At 71.1% G+C, this 18,097-nt stretch carries 15 protein-coding genes; 10 read left to right on the top strand and 5 right to left on the bottom strand.

Annotated elements, in window-relative coordinates:
* Positions 1-99 precede the first annotated feature (99 nt).
* Positions 100-1,236 carry an aminotransferase class V-fold PLP-dependent enzyme gene (locus ACZ6QO_RS22480; RefSeq protein WP_465853499.1) on the top strand — a complete coding sequence of 379 codons (1,137 nt, stop codon included), beginning with the start codon at positions 100-102 and terminating at the stop codon, positions 1,234-1,236.
* 220 nt (positions 1,237-1,456) lie between these two features.
* On the opposite strand, the gene ACZ6QO_RS22475 is transcribed toward ACZ6QO_RS22480, so the two are convergent.
* Positions 1,457-3,469: a glycoside hydrolase family 44 protein gene (locus tag ACZ6QO_RS22475; RefSeq protein WP_465853498.1), complete on the bottom strand. Its 2,013-nt coding sequence runs from the start codon at positions 3,467-3,469 to the stop codon at positions 1,457-1,459.
* Between the two features lie 176 nt (positions 3,470-3,645).
* Positions 3,646-4,071 carry an ATP-binding protein gene (locus ACZ6QO_RS22470; protein WP_465853497.1) on the bottom strand — a complete coding sequence of 142 codons (426 nt, stop codon included), beginning with the start codon at positions 4,069-4,071 and terminating at the stop codon, positions 3,646-3,648.
* A gap of 249 nt (positions 4,072-4,320) precedes the next feature.
* On the opposite strand from ACZ6QO_RS22470, the gene ACZ6QO_RS22465 reads away from it, so the two are divergent.
* Positions 4,321-5,166, top strand: coding sequence for a helix-turn-helix domain-containing protein (locus tag ACZ6QO_RS22465; RefSeq protein ID WP_465853495.1), 846 nt, complete (start codon positions 4,321-4,323; stop codon positions 5,164-5,166).
* Positions 5,148-5,357, top strand: coding sequence for a DUF397 domain-containing protein (locus ACZ6QO_RS22460; protein ID WP_465853493.1), 210 nt, complete (start codon positions 5,148-5,150; stop codon positions 5,355-5,357). Before ACZ6QO_RS22465 ends, ACZ6QO_RS22460 begins: the two co-directional genes overlap by 19 nt.
* A gap of 54 nt (positions 5,358-5,411) precedes the next feature.
* Here the strand turns inward: ACZ6QO_RS22460 and ACZ6QO_RS22455 are convergent, their stop codons facing one another.
* Together ACZ6QO_RS22455 and ACZ6QO_RS22450 are read right to left on the bottom strand one after the other, a co-directional pair.
* Entirely contained in the window at positions 5,412-6,614 is a 1,203-nt protein-coding gene (locus tag ACZ6QO_RS22455; RefSeq protein ID WP_465853491.1) for a cysteine desulfurase-like protein, read from the bottom strand.
* A gap of 71 nt (positions 6,615-6,685) precedes the next feature.
* Positions 6,686-7,444 carry a neutral zinc metallopeptidase gene (locus ACZ6QO_RS22450; RefSeq protein WP_465853489.1) on the bottom strand — a complete coding sequence of 253 codons (759 nt, stop codon included), beginning with the start codon at positions 7,442-7,444 and terminating at the stop codon, positions 6,686-6,688.
* Between the two features lie 321 nt (positions 7,445-7,765).
* Here ACZ6QO_RS22450 and ACZ6QO_RS22445 point away from each other — a divergent pair, with 321 nt between their 5' ends.
* Entirely contained in the window at positions 7,766-8,392 is a 627-nt protein-coding gene (locus ACZ6QO_RS22445) for a Uma2 family endonuclease (RefSeq protein WP_465853487.1), read from the top strand.
* A gap of 316 nt (positions 8,393-8,708) precedes the next feature.
* Here the strand turns inward: ACZ6QO_RS22445 and ACZ6QO_RS22440 are convergent, their stop codons facing one another.
* Entirely contained in the window at positions 8,709-9,722 is a 1,014-nt protein-coding gene (locus ACZ6QO_RS22440) for a LacI family DNA-binding transcriptional regulator (protein WP_465853485.1), read from the bottom strand.
* A 171-nt stretch (positions 9,723-9,893) separates the two neighbouring features.
* On the opposite strand from ACZ6QO_RS22440, the gene arfA reads away from it, so the two are divergent.
* The 6 genes from arfA (at position 9,894) to ACZ6QO_RS22410 (ending at position 18,074) form a co-directional block, all read left to right on the top strand.
* On the top strand, positions 9,894-11,414 hold the full coding sequence (arfA, locus tag ACZ6QO_RS22435; RefSeq protein WP_465853483.1) for an arabinosylfuranosidase ArfA: 1,521 nt from the start codon (positions 9,894-9,896) through the stop codon (positions 11,412-11,414).
* A complete protein-coding gene (locus ACZ6QO_RS22430) occupies positions 11,411-12,751 on the top strand; it encodes an extracellular solute-binding protein (RefSeq protein ID WP_465853481.1) in 1,341 nt (446 codons plus the stop codon). The genes arfA and ACZ6QO_RS22430 overlap by 4 nt, the downstream gene beginning before the upstream one ends.
* A complete protein-coding gene (locus tag ACZ6QO_RS22425) occupies positions 12,748-13,683 on the top strand; it encodes a carbohydrate ABC transporter permease (protein WP_465853479.1) in 936 nt (311 codons plus the stop codon). The genes ACZ6QO_RS22430 and ACZ6QO_RS22425 overlap by 4 nt, the downstream gene beginning before the upstream one ends.
* Complete coding sequence (locus ACZ6QO_RS22420; protein ID WP_465853478.1) at positions 13,680-14,519, top strand: carbohydrate ABC transporter permease; 840 nt, start codon at positions 13,680-13,682, stop codon at positions 14,517-14,519. Before ACZ6QO_RS22425 ends, ACZ6QO_RS22420 begins: the two co-directional genes overlap by 4 nt.
* Positions 14,520-14,671: 152 nt before the next feature.
* Positions 14,672-15,076 carry an effector-associated constant component EACC1 gene (locus ACZ6QO_RS22415; protein ID WP_465853476.1) on the top strand — a complete coding sequence of 135 codons (405 nt, stop codon included), beginning with the start codon at positions 14,672-14,674 and terminating at the stop codon, positions 15,074-15,076.
* Positions 15,077-15,080: 4 nt separating this feature from the next.
* Positions 15,081-18,074 (top strand): caspase, EACC1-associated type, encoded by a 2,994-nt coding sequence (locus ACZ6QO_RS22410; RefSeq protein ID WP_465853474.1) that lies wholly within the window; start codon positions 15,081-15,083, stop codon positions 18,072-18,074.
* Positions 18,075-18,097: the final 23 nt, after the last annotated feature.

Here is an 18,097-nt window from a genome sequence, read left to right as displayed (position 1 = left end):
CCGCAGTGCTGGTGTGGTTTCTCATTGCTTCCGGGCGGCGCGCCCGGATTGTGGTGGGGGGTATGCGTAATCGCCTGGGCGGGCGGTTAGTGTCCGGTTGTGAACATCGACGACTTCAGCCTGGACCCGTCCGTCACGCACCTGAACCACGGCTCCTTCGGTGCGGTGCCGCGCCGCGTGTCGCTGAGGCAGGACGAACTGCGCCACGAGGTCGAACGCGCCCCCGACCTGTTCTTCGCCACGGTGCTGGACCGCATCGCCAAGGCGCGCAACGAGGTCGCCGCCTTCCTCGGCGCCGAGCCGGAGGGCATCGCGTTCGTCTCCAACGTCACCGAAGGCGTCGCCGTCGCGCTCAACAGCCTGCCGCTGGGACCCGGCGACCAGATTCTGATCACCGACCACACCTACGGCGCCGTCGACATCGCCGTGCGGCGTACGGCGGAGCGCGCCGGGGCCGAGGTCGTCGTCGTCACGCTCCCCGGGCGCGAGGACGGTGAATGGTCCGGCGAGGAGGCCGCCCAGGCCTGCCTCGGCGCGGTCACCCCCCGCACCAAGGCCGCCGTCTTCGACCACATCACCTCCGACACCGCACACCTGCTGCCGGTGGCCCGCCTGGTGGAGGGGTTCCGGGCCCTCGGCGTGACGACGATCGTGGACGCCGCGCACGCTCCGGGCATGCTCGACGTGGACGTGAGCGAATTGGGCGCCGACTTCTGGACCGGCAACCTGCACAAATGGGCGTTCGCGCCCCGGCCGGCGGGCGTGCTGGCCGTCGCCCCCGCCTGGCGCGAGCGGGTCGAGCCGCTGATTCCGTCCTTCTACCAGGAGGCCGGCTTCCCCAGGAGCGTCGAGTTCCAGGGCACCCGCGACTACACCGCCTGGCTGGCGGCGCCGGACGGCCTGCGCGTCTTCGCGGACCTCGGGCTGCACGCCGTCCAGGCGCGCAACGCCGAGCTGGTCGCGCGCGGCGGCCGGATCGTCGCCGACGTCGCCGGTCTGCGGCCCTGGCGCGCGGACCCCGAGCTGGCCATGCGCGTCCTGCGGCTGCCGGACGGGGTGGCCGAGACCCGCCCGCGCGCCGAGGCCCTGTCGGCGGAGATCCTCCGCAAGTACCACTGCCGCGCGGGCGTCAAGTTCCGGCCGGGCGCCGGCCTGCTGCGCCTGTCGGCCCAGGTCTACAACCGAGAGCAGGACTACGAACGCCTCGCCGCCGCCCTCCGCGACCTGTTCGCCTGATTCCGCTCGCCTCTGAGGAGGTCCCCGCCCCTTTTACATGTTGTCCGGCGCCCCGGCCCGGTCTTTCGCCCCGACACTCCTGGGCCGGGGGGACGGCTCGCTTTGGAACAGGCCCGGCACGACTCGCATTTCAGGAGGGTTCGGGCCGGTCCGCGGGCCGGTTCGGTCCCTGCCGCGTTCGCCGGCGAACCGGGACGGACGCGACAGGGACCCGCGGTTCTCAGTGGCGCGGCGTGGTCACCTGGACGGGCGGCGACTTCGGGCCGAAGTTGCCGGCCTTGTCGCGGGCCCGCACGCAGAAGGTGTACCGCCGCCCGGGGGCGAGGTCCCGTATGACGGCCTTGGTCGTGGTCACCACCGTTGTCTTGACGGGTTCCCCCGCGCTCTGCCGCGAGACCTCGTAGCCGGCGACGGCCACGTTGTCCCTGGCCGGCTTCCAGGTCAGCGTGACCTCGTGCGCGGTGGGACGGCCCGCCTTCAGGCCGGTCGGCGCGCTGGGCGGCACCGTGTCCGCGATGACCAGTTCGGTGATCGAGTTCGCCGGGAAGGTGGTGGACGCCGTGGCCGTCCCCGCGCTGGTGCTCAGCGGCAGGTCGGCCGCGCGGGCGATGGCGGTCAGGTCGGCGCCGTCGTACCGGTAGACCTGGGCCGTCGCGCCCGGGGCGCCGCCGTTGACGGTGACCGGGCTGGTCAGGTCCGAGCCTGTCTTGTTGACGACCATCAGCGTCAGCGCGCCGTCCGCGCTCCGCTTGGCCCCGTACACGGCGAGCCGGCCCTGGTCCTCGCTGGTGGACAGCACCGAGGTGTCGCCGAACCGGCCGCCCTTGCCGTCGTAGTTGAGGTACATGCGGAAGGCGTACGCGCCGGGGTCGGACGAGGAGGGCGGCGACCACAGGGTCGCCAGGTCGGCGCCCTCCCGGCCGAAGATGCCGAGCACGTCCGCCTGGGCCAGCGCGCCGTTCAGCGAGCCGAGTGCGCCGAAGCTGTACTCGGTGATGGCGACCTTGGTGCCCGGGTAGTTGCGGGCGACCATGTCCTTCATCCGCGGGATGAGGTAGACCGGCTGGCCGATCCAGCTCTCGTCGGTGTAGGTGCGGTCCCACAGGGTCCGGGTCTGGCGCAGCCGCAGCGCCTGCTTGGCCGCGTCGCCCGCGTCGTCGCCGAAGACTCCGGCCTGCGGGTACCAGTGGTTGTCGTAGTAGTCCAGGATGCGCACGCCGTGCGCCTGCTCGTAGGCGCGCATCTGCTGCAGGTACCACTCGCCGAACGGCACGCCGCCGTGCGCCGCCTGGTCGGGCGGGTTGCTCCAGCAGCCCTCGATCGCGCATCGCTGCTGGTCGGAGCCGGCCAGCGTGATCGACGACCAGCCCCAGCCGACCGGGCCGAGCGTCTGAGCCGCGGGGTCGGCGGCCTTGACCGCGCCCGCGATCTCGTAGGTCTTGTCGCGCATCTCGTCGTAGGACGCTCCGGCGGGGTGGACGTCACGGTGCGTCGAGTGCCAGATGTCCGGCTCGTTGTCCAGGTTGTAGAACCGCACGCCGCCGTGCGCGGCGTCGCCGTACCGGCCGCGCAGGTGCGCCATCCAGTCGGTGACGTACTCCGGGCCGATCTCGACGCTGGTGTCGTGCGGGTCGTTGCCCGTGACCTGGGTGCCGTCGGGCTTGACGCCGTTGCCGCAGTCAGGGGCCCACTGGTCGGTCGCCTGCTGCGGGCCGTACTTGGTCACGCTGAACCCGCACGCCTTGGCCCGCTCCTTCGGCGCCCAGCCGATCAGCGGGAGGGTGATGACGCTCTCGGTGCCGGTGCGCTTGTCCTGGTCGACGAACCGGTCGCTCTCCGAGCCGTCCGGCAGCGCGTCCGGGTCGGCGTTCTCGCCGGGGATGTTCTCGAAGAACCAGTCCGCGGCCCGGTTGGTGGTGTCCAGCCGGAAGTTGTACCGGGTGGTGGCGTTGCCGCCCCAGCGGCGCACCGGCAGGCGCAGCTCCTTGGCCAGCGACTCCTCGGTGAAGTTCATCCCGTACACGTACGGGCTGATGGGGTGGGTCGGCGCGCTCAGGTCCACGGCCAGCGCCGGCCCGGCCTCCGCCGCGGTCCGTCCGGCCGCCGCCCCGAGCCGGCCGCCGGCGCTCTGCGCGGCGAGCCGGCCGCCGTCGGCCTGTGCGGGCAGCGCCGTCGCGGCCATGACCAGCAACGTCGTGGCGGCCAGGGTGAGCCGGGTCCGGTGCGGTGGCATGACGAGGTCCCTCCTTGCGGACGACTGCGTTCCGGTGGTACGCCCTCCCGGACGGCTGCGTCCCGAGGGCGGTACGACCATCGGCCGATGCTGCTGCCCACACGAGGCCGGGTCCAGACAACCGCCGCCCACTCCGCGTGAATCCCCTGGTCACCCTCCCTGAACTGCTGAAACTTTCAGTTTTCTCCGTCACCGCACTGTTCGCGGAAGACGATCTGGAACCAGACGACGCGGCGGGTGCCGTCCCGGTAGGTGCCCCAGCGTTTGGCGAGCGACCGCAGTATCGCCAGTCCGCGTCCATTCTCGTCCGCCGGACCCGCGCGCCTGGGGCGCGGAATCGCGTACGGGGAGCCGTCGTCGACCACGACGACGTGAAGCCTGTTTCCGGGTAGTTCTCCGATGCCGACCCGGACGATCCCGCCGTCCAGTCCGGAGCCGGAGTGGGCCAGTGCGTTGGTGACGAGCTCTGAGACGAGCAGGGTCACGTCGTCCAGGACGGGGTGCCCGGCTCCCAGGGTGTCGCGGACGAACCGCCGCGCGACGCCCACGCTCCGCGGCGTGCCCTCCAACTCCGTCTCACCCAGGAGAATGCCCACGGTCATGCCCGCCCTCTTTCTCTTCCGTCTATTCCGGTGGCTTGTCATGTTTCGCGCGGTTACCGGTAGGCAGATTCGCCTTACCGTCCGCAAAGAATGCCCGCACGGGACGCCGTCCCGAAGTAAATTCACACGGCGGAGAACGGCGTTGAACGGTGGTGTACGGCGTATCACGACACGCTCTGTCGTAAGGCGTCGTGGACGGGCGTCGATCGTCGTTCCCCTTCACTTCGTCCCCCGACGATGGGAGCGCCCATGAACGATCGACCATCAGCCAGCTTCTGCTCTCCCCTGGAGCGCTTCGGCGCCGAACTTCGGGCCTTCAGAAGGGACGCCGGTCTCTCTCAGTCACGTATAGGGGAGCGGCTCGGCTGTTCGCAGGATCTGGTGTCCCAGATCGAACTAGCCAAAAGGGCGCCGTCCAATCACCTTGCCGTGCGGCTGGACGAGATATTCGGGCTTGTCGAGAAAAAGCACTTCATTGGGCTATATCGGCGAATCGCCTACCCCGCGGGCGGACCGCAATGGTTCTTGCGCTGGGCGGAGGAGATCGAGCCGAACGCGGGAGTGCTCCGTGGGTGGGATCCGCTGCTCTTCCCCGGGCTTCTGCAGGTTCCGCCGTATGCCAGGTACCTCTTCCAGCGTGCGCCGATGGTCACGGCGGAGGAGGTGGAAGAGCGTCTGGCCAACCGCATGCGCCGCAAGGCGGTGCTCGAACGACGAGATCCGCCCGCCGTCTGGGTTCTGCTGGACGAGGGGGTCCTTCATCGGCCGGTCGGTGGTCCCGAGGTCATGTGCGAACAACTTGAATACCTGGTCACCCTGGCGGAGTCGCCCAACGTGGTGATACAGATCGTTCCGATCTCCGCCGGGTGTACGGCCGGACTGATGTCGGCGTTCGCCATAGCCGAGCAACTGCCCGGTGCGGAGCCCGATACGGTGTACGTCGAATCCTCCGCCGAGGGGCTTGTCACAGCGGATGAGGTTATCGTCAACCAGATTCGCAACCGATACGACTGCATACGAGCCGATGCCCTCCCTCAAAGGCCGTCCCTCATGACCGTTAAGGATGCGTACGAGCAATGGCGCAGGCAGATCTGACGAACGCCGAATGGCGCAAGGCGCAGATGAGCGGCGACTCAGGTGGCGGTTGCGTGGAGGTGGCGATGAATCTGCCGGGGGTGGTGGCGGTGCGCGACTCCAAGGATCCGGCCGGGCCGGTGCTGGTGTTCACCCCGCACGAGTGGGCCTGCTTCCTCGACGGCGCCACCAAGGGCGAGTTCGATCTCTGACCCGCCGGGCCGCCCGCGCGAATGGGCGCGGGCGGGAGCGGACGCGGCGCCGGATCAGGACGTCAGGTCGTCAAGTGCCTTGAGGAGGCGGTCGACGTCGGACTCGTCGGTGTAGGGGGCCATGCCGGCCCGGACGGCTCCTTCGTCGCCGAGGCCGAGCCATCTGCTGCACTCCAGGGCGTAGAAGCTGCCCGCCGGGGCGTTGACCCCGCGCGCCGCGAGGAACTCGTGGACGGCGGCGGGCGCGACGCCGTCGACCGAGAACAGCGTCGTGGGCGTGCGCCTGCGGCCTGGAGCGCCGTGCACGCGCACGCCGGCGATCTTGGCAAGACCGCTGTCGAGCCGCTCCAGCATGACCCGCTCGTGCTCGTCCAGCGCGGTCATCGAGCGCGTCAGGCGCTCGCGCCGTGTCCCGTCGCCGGGGACCAGGCCGGCCAGGAAGTCGACCGCCGCCGTCGTCCCCGCCAGCAGCTCGTAGGGGAGCGTGCCGAGCTCGAAGCGCTCGGGAACGGCGTCGGTCTGCGGCAGCAGCTTGTCGGGGTGGACGCCCTCCAGCAGGAGGGGGTCGGCGGCGAGGACGCCGAGGTGCGGGCCGAGGAACTTGTAGGGGGAGCAGGCGTAGAAGTCGGCGCCCAGGGCCCCGATGTCGACCAGGCTGTGCGGGGTGAGGTGCACGCCGTCCACGAACAGCAGCGCCCCGGCCGCGTGCACGGTCTCGGCGATGGCCGGAATGTCGGGCCGGGTGCCCAGCAGGTTCGACGCGCCGGTGACGGCGACCAGACGTGTGCGGGCGCCGAGCAGGCCCGCGACGCGCTCGGTGGCCAGCTCGCCGGTGTCGCGGTCGAAGTCCGCCCACCGGACGGTCACCCCGCGCGACTCGGCGGCGTGCACCCAGGGCCGGATGTTGGCGTCGTGGTCGAGCCGGGAGACCACGACCTCGTCCCCGGGGTGCCACTCCTTGGCCAGGGCACGGGCCAGGTCGTAGGTGAGCTGGGTCATGCTGCGCCCGAACACGATGCCCGACGGCACGCCGGCGAGCAGGTCGGCCATCGCTGTGCGTGCCGCGAGGACGATCTCGTCGGCGCGGATCTCGGCGGCGGTCACCGACCCCCGGTTGGCCACGGCGGCCCGCAGTGCCCCGGTCACCGCGTCCGCCACCTCGCCGGGCGTCTGCGTGCCGCCCGGCCCGTCGAAGTGCGCCGCTCCTTCTCTGAGCGCAGGGAACCGTTCCCGCACCGCCGCCACGTCGTACGTCACAAGACCTCCAATGCCGTCATCAACATGACCTTTGCGCACTGATGCGGCATGTGCCAAGTTTCCGAGAGGCGTCAGGCGACCTGTTCGGCGGAGGCGGTCCAGGTGTTGCAGGAACGCGGGTCGCGGGAGGCGTGGCCCCGGTCGAGCCAGCGGACGATGCTCGCGCCGCGGCCTTCCCGTCCGGGCTTCTTGCCCTCGTCGCCGTTCCCGCGCATCAGTTCCAGCAGGGCGTGCCAGCTCTCGGCCTTGCGCGCGGCGGTCTTCCAGGTGGCGCCGAGAAAGACCCCGGCCAGGCACATCGACTGGAGGGAGTACCGGCGGAACTGCTCGTTCAACTCGGCCTTCGAGCCGTAGGAGATGTCCTCGAACGCCTCGCCGACGCCTACGAGCCGTTGCAGGTGGTAGGCGTACACGCCGGCGACGAGCTGGAAGTGGAAGATCTCGCGGGTGCGCAGGTAGTACCCCTTGTCCACGAAGACCGCACCCGTCGAGGTGGCGTCGCAGTAGCTTCCGGCCTGAGTCTTGCCCCAGTCGTCGCCGCAGAACCGGCGCTTCTTGGTGAGCACGAGCAGCTTGGCCGGAGTGAAGCTCAGCCCGGCCTTGCGGAAGTACGCCCCCCACGCCTTGTTCATGCAGCCCCATAACGCGTGCAGCGTCTTGGCCGCCGCTTTGGCGTTGGCGATGCTGAGCGCTCCCTGCGGGCAGGCGAACGCGGGCAGGGGGCCGCTCTTGTACAGCTTGTTGGCGGTCAGGGCCGGCGCGTCCTTGATCGGGTAACTGGACGCGGCAGTTCGCGCCTCCGCCGTACCGGACAGCGGAAGAACCACCATAAACCCTGCAATAATTATGGAAAACACTCGTTTGCGCATAAATATTGGACGCTAGTCGAGAGAATGACGTGTATCAATACACCCGGCAAAAGCATGATAGTCGCTGGTCGTCGCACCCCCTGTAGCCGTCCACGGCCGATCAAGATCGTCACTTCGGAAATCATCGACATCAGCCAATCGCACGACTGATTCTGAAGTGGACTTATCCCGCCGCGACCGAATCCTGAAGCTACGATGACCCGTGGCCATGCCGAAGCCTGGCCCGCCGGCTGGCCCGGCGCCTGTGGACGGTGCACACTGGACGGCGTGGAAGGAGATCCGATGAGCGCGCTCCCCGCGGAGGGGTGGCCGGAGCCGCCGGCAGAGCGGGCTCATCTGGTGCTGCTCCCCGATCACCCCGGCCCGTACACCGTCGACGACTGGCTCGCGCTTCCGCACACGGAGGAACGCATCGAGCTCATCGACGGGAGTTTCGTGGTGAGTCCTGCCCCTGCGGCCGACCACGCGCTGTGCGCCCAGCGGCTGGTCCGCGTTCTTCTCGACGCCGCCCCGCACGACGTGGAGGTCGTCGAGAGCCCGAACGTGCAGGTCGGCAAAGAGGGGTTCATCCCCGACGTGGTGGTCGCCCGGGCTGAGCCGATCGTCGCTGGAGCCGTGGTGCTCGACTGTGACGACGTCCTGATGGTCGTCGAGATCGTCAGCCCCGGCAATCGCAAGCGCGACTACGTCGTCAAGCCGCCTTCCTACGCCGAGGCCGGGGTGCCGGTGTTCCTGCGCGTCGAGCTGCATGGTGACGGGCCCATGCCGCTGGTCGAGGCCTTCGCCGAGCGCGGCGGGGAGTACGAGCCGCTGGCCGCCGCCCGCGCGGGGCAGACGCTGGTGCTGACCGAGCCGTTCGATGTGCGTCTGAACCCAGCCGACCTGGTCGGGCCCCGGCGTCCCCGCTAGCAGCGTCCACGAACATTCGCCGGGTGGAGCGCCGTACGGCGGCGCCGGCATCGCCGCACCACGACTCGCCGACCCGGCGCCGATCACAACACGCACACATCGGGTGGAGGGGCGGCACGCGGTGGAGGTGTGTGGTCGGCGGATTGCGGCTTGGTGAGCGGGCGCTGGTCACATCAAGCGCATGCCGGGTGGGGGACGGCACGCGGTGGAAGTGTGTGGTCGCCGTATTGCGGCTTGCTGATCGGGCGCCGGTCACATCAGGGCACGCCGGGTGGGGGGACGGCACACGGTGGTGTGGGGGGACTGGGGCAGGGGGTCAGGTGCTGGGGTGGTCGGGGGTGGTGCTTTCTCTGATCATTAGGTGGTAGTCGGCGGTGACTTCCTGGACGGGGTGGTGTGCGGGGCCGTCGAGGCGGCGTTTGAGGAGGTCGACGGCGACCCGGGCGAGCTGGGCCTTGTCGGGGGCGACGGTGGTGAGGGTCGGGGTGCTGAACCGGCCGTCCTCGATGTCGTCCACCCCCGCGATCGCGATGTCCTCCGGCACGCGGAGCCCGGCCGACAGGATGGCCCGCATGGCGCCGAGGGCCAGCAGGTCGTTGAAGCAGAACACCGCGTCGGGCCGCGCGGAGGACGCCAGCAGGGCCGCCATGGCGGCGGCGCCCTCGGGCCTGCCGTACCGCTCGACCTCCACCACCAGCTCGGGCAGCCCGTGGGCCGCCATCGCCTCGCGGTAGCCGGCCAGCCGGACCGACGAGGTGCCGCTGGCGGGGTTCTCCTGCGCGCCGAGGGCGGCGATGCGGGTGCGGCCGAGGCCGATCAGGTGCTCGGTGACGTCCCTCGCGGCGCGCACGTTGTCGATGGCCACGTGGTCGGCCGGGCCGTCGTGGATGCGCTCGCCGAGCAGCACCAGCGCGGTGTCGTCGGTGCGGGCGGCGAGTTCCTCCTTGCCGATCGCGACCGGGCTCAGGATCAGCCCGTCGATGCGGTGGTCGCGCACCCCGTCCAGCACCTGGCGCTCGCGGTGCAGCTCGCCGTCGGTCTGCTCGATGACCACGATCCAGCGCTGTTCGGCGGCGGCGGCGATGACGAACCGCGACAGCTCGGCGAAGTACGGCTTGTCGATCTCGGGCAGGCCGAGGGCGATCACGCCGGTGCGGCCCTGGCGCAGGTTGCGCGCGGAGAGGTTCGGGCGGTAGTCCAGCTTGGACAGCGCCCGCTCGACCTTCTCGCGCGTGACCGGCGAGACGTGCGCGTAACCGTTGACCACGTTGGAGACGGTCTTCACCGACACTCCGGCCAGACGCGCGACATCGCGCAGGCTCACTCCCACGTGGGGCCCACCTTCCCGGTTCACGAACCGATCTCCACGTACGACGGTACCGGTCCCGGCGTACGTAACGGCACGGTATCGACCAGGTCAGCCCCTGTTTACAACGTTGAAACAACGTTGTAGAAACGCACCAACCACCCGAAACCGTGTGACGACAGAGAGGGTCGTGCCTTGGCACCGGCTGCTCATATCACTCTTGACCCCTCCTTCCGGATCGGCCCGGTGGAGCCACGGCTGTTCGGCTCGTTCGTCGAGCACATGGGCCGTTCGGTCTACACCGGCGTCTACGAGCCGGGGCATCCGCTGGCCGACGACGACGGCCTGCGCACCGACGTGCTGGAGCTGACCCGCGAGCTCGGGGTGACCCTGGTGCGCTATCCAGGGGGGAACTTCGTCTCCAACTACCGCTGGGAGGACGGCGTCGGCCCGGTGCGCGACCGGCCCGCCCGCCTGGACCTCGCCTGGCGCAGCCTGGAGGACAACAGCTTCGGGCTCAACGAGTTCATGGCCTGGGCCGCCAAGGCCGGCGTCGAGCCGATGATGGCGCTGAACCTCGGCACCCGCGGCGTCGCCGAGGCGCTGGAGCTGGTCGAGTACGCCAACTACCCCGGCGGCACCCGCCTGTCGGAGCTGCGCAGGTCCCACGGCGTCGACAAGCCGCACGACGTGCGCCTGTGGTGCCTGGGCAACGAGCTGGACGGCCCCTGGCAGATGGGGCACAAGACGGCGGGGGAGTACGGCCGGCTGGCCGCCGAGACCGCGAGGGCGCTCAAGCGCTTCGACCCCGGCCTGTCCCTGGTCGCCTGCGGCAGCTCCAACAGCGGCATGCCGACCTTCGGCGCGTGGGAGGCCGAGGTGCTGGAGGCGACCTACGACATGGTCGACTACATCTCGCTGCACGCCTACTACGACCCCTCCGACGGGGACGTGGACTCCTTCCTGGCCAGCGCCGCCGACATGGACCACATGATCCGGTCCATCGCCGCGACGGCCGACCACGTGGGCGCCAAGCTGCGCAGTCGCAAGCAGATCAAGCTGTCGTTCGACGAGTGGAACGTCTGGTACCAGAGCCGCTTCCACGGCGAGTCGTCGCTGGACTGGGCGCAGCACCCCCGGCTCATCGAGGACGTGTACGACCTCACCGACGCGGTGGTGGTCGGCAGCCTGCTGATCACGCTGCTGCGCAACGCCGACCGGGTGGGCATCGCGGCCCAGGCCCAGCTCGCCAACGTCATCGCGCCGATCATGACCGAGCCCGGCGGCCCGGCGTGGCGGCAGACGATCTTCCACCCGTTCGCGCTGACCGCGCGGCACGCCCGCGGTCAGGTGATCAGGGTGGAGCCGGACTGCCCGACGGTCGACACCGAGAAGTACGGCGAGGTGCCCGCGATCTGGGCGACCGCCACCCACGACCCGGAGACCGGCGAGATCACGCTGTTCGCCGTGAACCGCGACCGCCGGGCGCCCTGCCCGGTCGACATCGACCTGCCCGCCGGTATGCGCGTCGTCGAGCACCTCGAACTGGCCGACCAGGACGGGTCGGCACGCAACACCGTGGCCGAGCCGGACCGTGTCGTCCCACGTCAGGGCGAAGGGCTCCACCTCGCCGACCGCCGCGCCTCGCTTACGCTCCCGCCCGTTTCATGGACTATTGTCCGCTTCGCTCCCCTCATCTCCAGGAGTGCATCATGACCAGTCCGCTGTCCCGCCGTTCCTTCCTCGGCCTCTCCGGGGCCGTCGGGCTGACCGCGGCGCTGGCCGCCTGCGGCGGCGGCACGAAGATCGGGGCCGACGCCGGCGCGCCCGCCTCGGCCGCGCCCACCTTCTCCGGCGGCGAGTACTCCGGTCCCAAGGTCGACCTGGAGTTCTGGAACGGCTTCACCGGCGGCGACGGCCCGCACTTCCGCGCCATGCTGGAGGCCTTCAACAAGCAGTACGCCGGCAAGATCGAGGTCCGGAACGTGACCCGCCGCTGGGAGGACCTCTACCCGGCGCTGCCCACGGCCATCGCCGCAGGCAAGGGCCCCGACGTGGCGGTCATCCACATCGACTGGATCGGCACCTTCGCCGCCCGCTCGGTGCTCACCCCGATCGACGACGTCGTCTCCGCGCTCAAGCTCGGCGACGCCGACTTCATCCCCGCCGTCTGGAACGCCGGCGTCTACGACGGCAAGCGCTACGCCGTCCCGCTGGACGTCCACTGCCTGGGCGACTACTGGAACAGCGCGCACCTGGACAAGATCGGGCTCAAGGACGCGCCCACCGACAGGGCGGGCTACGAGGCCGCGCTCGCCGAGCTCGCCAAGGCGGGCGTGGCCAAGCCGTTCTGGATGCCCAACAAGTGGCCCGCCCACCTGATGTTCATGTCGCTGCTGTGGCAGAACGGCGGCGAGCTGTACAGCGAGGACGGCGCCAAGGCGCTGTGGGGCTCGGCCGAGGGCGAGCAGGCGCTGGCCTGGATGGTGGAGCAGATCGACAAGGGTCACAGCCCCGCCAAGGTCGCGATCGACACCCAGTACGCCGCCTTCAAGAACGACAAGGTGAGCTTCACCTGGGACGGCATCTGGCAGATCAACGACCTGAAGACCAACGCCCCCAACCTGTCGTGGGGCCTGTCGCCGGTGCCGGCCATCGGGTCCACCCCCGCGGTGTGGAGCTCCTCGCACAACTTCGTCATGACCGCGCAGGCGGCCAAGGACGCCAACAAGGTGCAGGCGGCGAAGTTCTTCATCGACCACATCAGCCGCCAGTCCACCGAGTGGGCCAAGGCCGGGATGATCCCCGCCCGCAACTCGGTCCGCCAGGACCCCGCGATCGCCGACCTGCCGCAGATCAAGCTGGCCGCCGACCCGGACGTGTTCCACTTCCTGCCCGCCCTGCCGGGCGTCGGCGACGTCCAGTCCAAGGCCCTGGAACTGGCCGTGGCCAAGGCGGTGCTCAAGGAGACCAGTCCCGCGGACGCGCTCAAGGAGGGCGTGGCGACCGCCGACAAGCTGCTGGCCGAGAACAAGAGGAAGTACGGCCAGTGAGCCTGCTCACCCGCCCGGACGATCTCGCGGGGGCGGCCGCCGCCGCCCCCGCGGTCTCCGCGCGCCGGATGCGATGGTGGACCCCGTACGTCTTCCTCGCCCCGTACCTGGTGCTGTTCGCGGTCTTCATGGTGCTGCCGATCGGCTTCGGCTTCTACACCAGCCTCCACGAATGGGACATCAGCCTGCCCGCCAAGCCGTTCGTCGGCCTGGAGAACTACGCCGAGCTGTTCGACCCCGGCAGCGTCGACGGCTCGCGGTTCTGGACGGCGATGCGGGCGACCGGCGTCTTCACCCTGTTCTCCGTGCCGCTGCTCATCCTGGTGCCGCTGCTCGTGGCGCTGCTGATGAACGGCAGGTTCCGCGGGCGCAACCTCTACCGCGCCGTCTACTTCGCCCCGTACGTGCTGGGCGTGGCCGTGGTCGGGTTCGTCTGGCGGTACCTGCTGGACGGCAACATCGGCCTGGTCAACCACTACCTCGGCCTGGACGTGCAGTGGACCACCGACGTGCCCCCGGCCTGGATCGCGCTCATCGGCGTCACCGTGTGGTGGACGCTCGGCCTGAACGCCGTCATCTTCCTGGCCGGGCTGCAGGACATCCCGCGCGAGCTGTACGAGGCGGCCATGGTGGACGGCGCGAGCCCGCTGGCCCGCTTCCGCGCGGTCACGCTGCCCGGTCTGCGTCCGGTCATGGTGTTCGTCGTCAACGCCACCATCCTGGCCTCGGCCAACATGTTCGGCCAGTCCTACCTGATCACCGCGGGCGCGCCCGCCGACCAGACCAAGACCGCGATCTACCTCATCGCCGAGACCGGCCTGCGGCGCTTCGACATGGGCACCGCGTCCGCGATGAGCTTCATCCTCGCCGGATTCCTGATGTGCGCGAGCGCCCTGGTGTTCGGCGCCTTCCGCGACAGGAGGAAGCGTTGACCACCATCGCCCCACAGCGGGCACGGCGCGCCCTGCTCCACCTGGTGCTGGCCGTCGTCGCCGCGCTCTACATCAGCCCGCTGGTGTACATGCTGCTCACCTCGTTCAAGACCCGCGAGGGCGCCGGATCGACCGAGCCGCAGTGGATCCCGACGCCGGCCACCCTCGACGCGTACCGGGAGATCCTCAACAGCCCCGACAGCCCGATCTTGACCTGGTTCGCCAACAGCCTCGTCGCGGCGACCGGCCACGCCGCCCTGGTGCTGGTCACCGCCGCCCCCGCGGCCTACGCGCTCGCGCGGCTGCGCTTCCGCGGCCGGTCGGCCATCTTCGCGGTGATCGTCGCGACGCTGTTCGTGCCGCCGGTGGTGCTGCTCATCCCGAACTTCCTCATCGTCAACGAGCTGTCCTGGGTGGACAGCCTGCCCGCGGTGATCGTGCCCGCGGCGGCGGGCGGCTTCGGGGTGTTCTTCCTGCGGCAGTTCTTCCTCAGCCTGCCCGCCGAGCTGGAGGAGGCTGCCGAGCTCGACGGGTGCAACCGCTGGCAGATCTTCACCTCGATCGCGCTCCCGCTGGCCAAGCCGGCGCTCGTCACGCTGTTCCTGCTGTCGTTCCTGACCAACTGGAACGACTTCCTGTGGCCCATCTACGTGCTGCTCAGCCCGGACTCCCTGACGCTGCCCGCCGGCCTCGGCAACTTCCAGAGCGCCAACAACATCCGCTACGACCTGCTCATGGCCGGCGCGGTGATCGCCAGCCTCCCGGTCATCCTGCTGTACCTGGTGGCCCAGCGCTGGGTCATCGAAGGCATCTCCCGCTCCGGCCTCAAGGGCTGACCCGGGGCCCATGCGCCCCGGGCGGCCCCTCCCCTCCGAGACGGTCCGGCGGTGCGTCACGCCGAGCCAGGGACCGCCCCACCCCTTGTCAGCGCCGGGCGGCCCAGAGGATGATCGAGCCCTGGATTCCGGGCCGAGCGGGCGGAGCAGGCATGGGCGGCGGCACGGGCACGAGCGGCGAACTGAGTTTGACGCTGGTCGTCCTCCCCGATGCCGACGCGGGGGCCGAGCAGGGGGAGCGGCTCGCCCGGCGGCTGCGCGCCGAACTCGCCGAGCTGGACGTTCAGGCGATCGGCTGGGCGGCGGGCGAGGCCCCTCCGGCCGGCGCCAAGGGGGCCGACCCGGTCACCCTGGGCGCCATCGTGGTGGCGTTGAGCGCGTCCGGCGGGGTCTTCGCCTCGGTGATCGACACCGTGCGCGACTGGCTCGGCCGCCAGACCGGCCGGCACCGGGTCACGGTCTCCATCGACGGCGACACCATCGAGCTGGAGCGCGCGACGGCCGACCAGCAGCGCGACCTGGTCGATGCCTATCTTCGCCGCCACTCCGGCGGCTAGCACCATGGGTCGGCGACTGGCGCTGGTGATCGCCTCCTACGCCTACCAGGACTCTGGCCTGCGGCGCCTGACGGCCCCCGCGCACGACGCCGAGGCGCTCGCCGCCGTCCTGCGCGACCCGCACATCGCGGGTTTCGAGGTCACCACGCTGATCAACCAGCCGCACCTCAAGGTGGGCCAGGCCATCTCCGACCTCTACCGCGACCGGCGGCGGGACGACCTGACGCTGCTGTACTTCACCGGACACGGGCTGAAGGACGACGCCGGGCGCCTGTTCCTGGCGATGGCGGACACGCGCCGTGACAGCCTGCTGTTCACCGGACTGTCCGCCGACCAGATCGACCAGGCGATGGAGGAGTGCGCCTCACGGCAGAAGATCCTCATCCTGGACTGCTGCTACAGCGGCGCCTTCCCCGCGGGACGACTGACGAAGGGCGATCCGGAGGTGCACTCGCTGGAGCGCTTCCGCGGCCGAGGACGCGTCGTCCTCACCGCCTCCGACGCCACCCAGTACTCCTTCGAGGGCGACCGGCTTCGAGGCGAGGCCGCGCGGTCGGTGTTCACCCGCCATCTCGTGGAGGGCTTGCGGGAGGGACACGCCGACCTGGACGGGGACGGGAACATCACCGTCGACGAGCTGTACGGCTACGTCCACGAGCGCGTGGTCGAGGAGATGCCGCAGCAGCGGCCGAAGAAGCAGGACGACGTCGAGGGCCGCATCGTCATCGCCCGCAACGTCCACTGGACCCTGCCGGCCCAGCTGAGCGCCTCTCTGCGCAGCCCGATCGCGGCCGACCGGCTCGCCGCGCTCGACGGGCTGGCCCACCTGCACCGCATCGGCAACGACATCGTCCGGGCGACCGTCCGGGCCGAGGTGGAACGGCTGACCGACGACGACAGCAGGCTCGTCTCCGCCGCGGCGGAAGATCGGCTGCGGACCCTCGACGTGCGGCCGCCCGCCCCCGCCTCACCGCGCGGCGTCGATGCGCCGGTGGCCGGTCCCGTGGCGGGGGTCGCGCGGCCGTGGCGCCGCCCGGCGGGGAGCGCCGGAGGGGACGGGGCACGGCGGACGTGGGCGCCCCGCCGGTGGCCGGCGGCCGCCGTGCGGGGGGTGTGGCGGCACATCGGCATGGTGGCGGGGGTCCTGGCGGCCGTGGCGGGAGCGGTGCTCGCGGCGGGCGAGGTGACCTGGCACGGCTGGCGTGCGGCCAAGACCGCGTCCTACCTGTCCGGCGCCGCGTTCTTCTCCGCGGGACCGGGCCCGGGGGCCGTCCTCGCGTGGTACACGGCGGGCATGGCCCTGGTGGCGACGGCCGGCGCCGTGCTGGCGTTCCTGCCGCGCACCAGATCGCTCGCCGGGCCGGGCGTGCTGGTCGGCTGCGGCGCCGCCGCTCCCTGGGGGGTGGCGTTCTTCGCCGGCGGCTTCCGCTCAGGCGACGACTTCGGCGGCCGGCTGCCGGCCGAGGTCGCGGGGTACGCGGCCCTGGTCCTGGCGGCGGTGTGCGCCGGGCTCGCGCTGTGGCGGCGCCCCGAGGCGCGTCTGCGCCTCGGCCCGCCCGGCGACCGGGTCCGGCGGTCGGTGCTCGTGCTGGCGGTCCTCGGGACGCTCGCGCTGCTCGGCCAGCTCGCGGCCGTGGCGGCGGCGCAACGGGTGGACGGCGACCTGGAGGTCTGGCTGGCGCCGCTCTGCGCGGCGGCGCCGGCGGCGCTTCTCGTGCCGGCCGTCGCGGTGGCCGCCACCTCGCGCGAGCTCGCGCGGTCCCTGATCGCGGGGTGGGCGGCGGGCGGCGCGGCCATCGTGGTGAGCGTCGTCGCGCTGGTCTTCGGCCGGGACTCGCTCGCGCCCGCTCCGGCCGTCGTCTTCGCCGGCACGCTGGCACTCCTCGCCCTGGCGGCCCGCTCGTGGCCGGCCGCGGTGGCCGGGCCGGTCCCGCCTCCGCGACGGCACGCACGCGCCGGCCTGCTGGTCGTGCCGCTGTTCGCCGTGCTGACCGTGGCGACGGGGACGGCCGTCGTCGTGCGCTACGACCAGGTGCCCGTCCTGATGAGCTCGGTCGCCGTGAGCCCGGACGGGGCACGGCTGTACGCCGTCGGGGACGTCCTGTTCACCGGCGGGACGCGGATGTGGACGATCGAGGCGGCCATCGGGCACGTCAGCGGCGGGCCGGTCACGCTCGGGAACGTCTACCAGGCCTTCTACCAGGTGGCGCTCACCCCTGACGGCCGCCGCGCCTATGTCACCCGTCAGGACACCGGCACCGTCCGGGTGGTGGACACCGCGACCGGCACGGTCGCCGGTCGGTCGATCAATGTGGGGAAGTGGCCGGCGGGCATCGCCATGGCCGCCGACGGCCGCCGCGCGTACGTCGCCAACAGGGAGTCCGACAACGTCTCGGTGATCGACACCGCCACCGGCGAGACGGTCGGCGAGCCCATCCCCGTCGGCGACGAGCCCCTCGGAATCGTCGTCTCCCCCGACGGGCGGCGCGTCTACGTCGCCGACAGCGGATCCGACCGGGTGTCGGTGATCGACACGGCGACGGGCCGCACGAACGCGCCCATCCCCACCGGCGACCGTCCCGGGGGACTGGCCATCAGCCGGGACGGCGGCCGTCTGTACGTCAGCACGGGCGGCATCTGGAATCTCACCGACGAGGGCTTCGAAGTGATCGACACCGCGACCGGGAGGACGGTGGGGAGCCGGCTGGAGGTCGGGATCGACGCCAACAGCAAAAGCGTCCTGTTCACCGGCTGGTCGGGGGTCGCCGTGAGCCCGGACGGGGACGAGGCCTACCTCACCGACGGCTGGTCGAACGCGGTCGTCACCGTCGACCTGGCCGCGCACCGGGTCGTGCCCAGCGCCATCAAGGTCGGCGAGCACGCCACCGCGATCGTGGCGAGCCCGGACGGCCGCTACCTCTACGCCGCGACCGCCGACGGCGTCTCGATCGTCGACCTCTCGACCAGGACCAGCGAGCTGGTCACCGTCTTCGGCTAGCGCGAGCGCGGCAGGTAGCGGCG

The organism is Sphaerisporangium sp. NPDC049457, from assembly GCF_055586705.1.
This window is presented reverse-complemented; position numbering and strand designations above follow the sequence as displayed.

Coding starts and splice junctions, on each gene's coding strand:
- ACZ6QO_RS22450 (WP_465853489.1), bottom strand. CDS start 7,444: ATGGTGGTTCTTCCGCTGTCCGGTACGGCGGAGGCGCGAACTGCCGCG.
- ACZ6QO_RS22460 (WP_465853493.1), top strand. CDS start 5,148: ATGGCGCAGGCAGATCTGACGAACGCCGAATGGCGCAAGGCGCAGATG.
- ACZ6QO_RS22415 (WP_465853476.1), top strand. CDS start 14,672: ATGGGCGGCGGCACGGGCACGAGCGGCGAACTGAGTTTGACGCTGGTC.
- ACZ6QO_RS22430 (WP_465853481.1), top strand. CDS start 11,411: ATGACCAGTCCGCTGTCCCGCCGTTCCTTCCTCGGCCTCTCCGGGGCC.
- ACZ6QO_RS22475 (WP_465853498.1), bottom strand. CDS start 3,469: ATGCCACCGCACCGGACCCGGCTCACCCTGGCCGCCACGACGTTGCTG.
- ACZ6QO_RS22470 (WP_465853497.1), bottom strand. CDS start 4,071: ATGACCGTGGGCATTCTCCTGGGTGAGACGGAGTTGGAGGGCACGCCG.
- ACZ6QO_RS22465 (WP_465853495.1), top strand. CDS start 4,321: ATGAACGATCGACCATCAGCCAGCTTCTGCTCTCCCCTGGAGCGCTTC.
- ACZ6QO_RS22445 (WP_465853487.1), top strand. CDS start 7,766: ATGAGCGCGCTCCCCGCGGAGGGGTGGCCGGAGCCGCCGGCAGAGCGG.
- ACZ6QO_RS22410 (WP_465853474.1), top strand. CDS start 15,081: ATGGGTCGGCGACTGGCGCTGGTGATCGCCTCCTACGCCTACCAGGAC.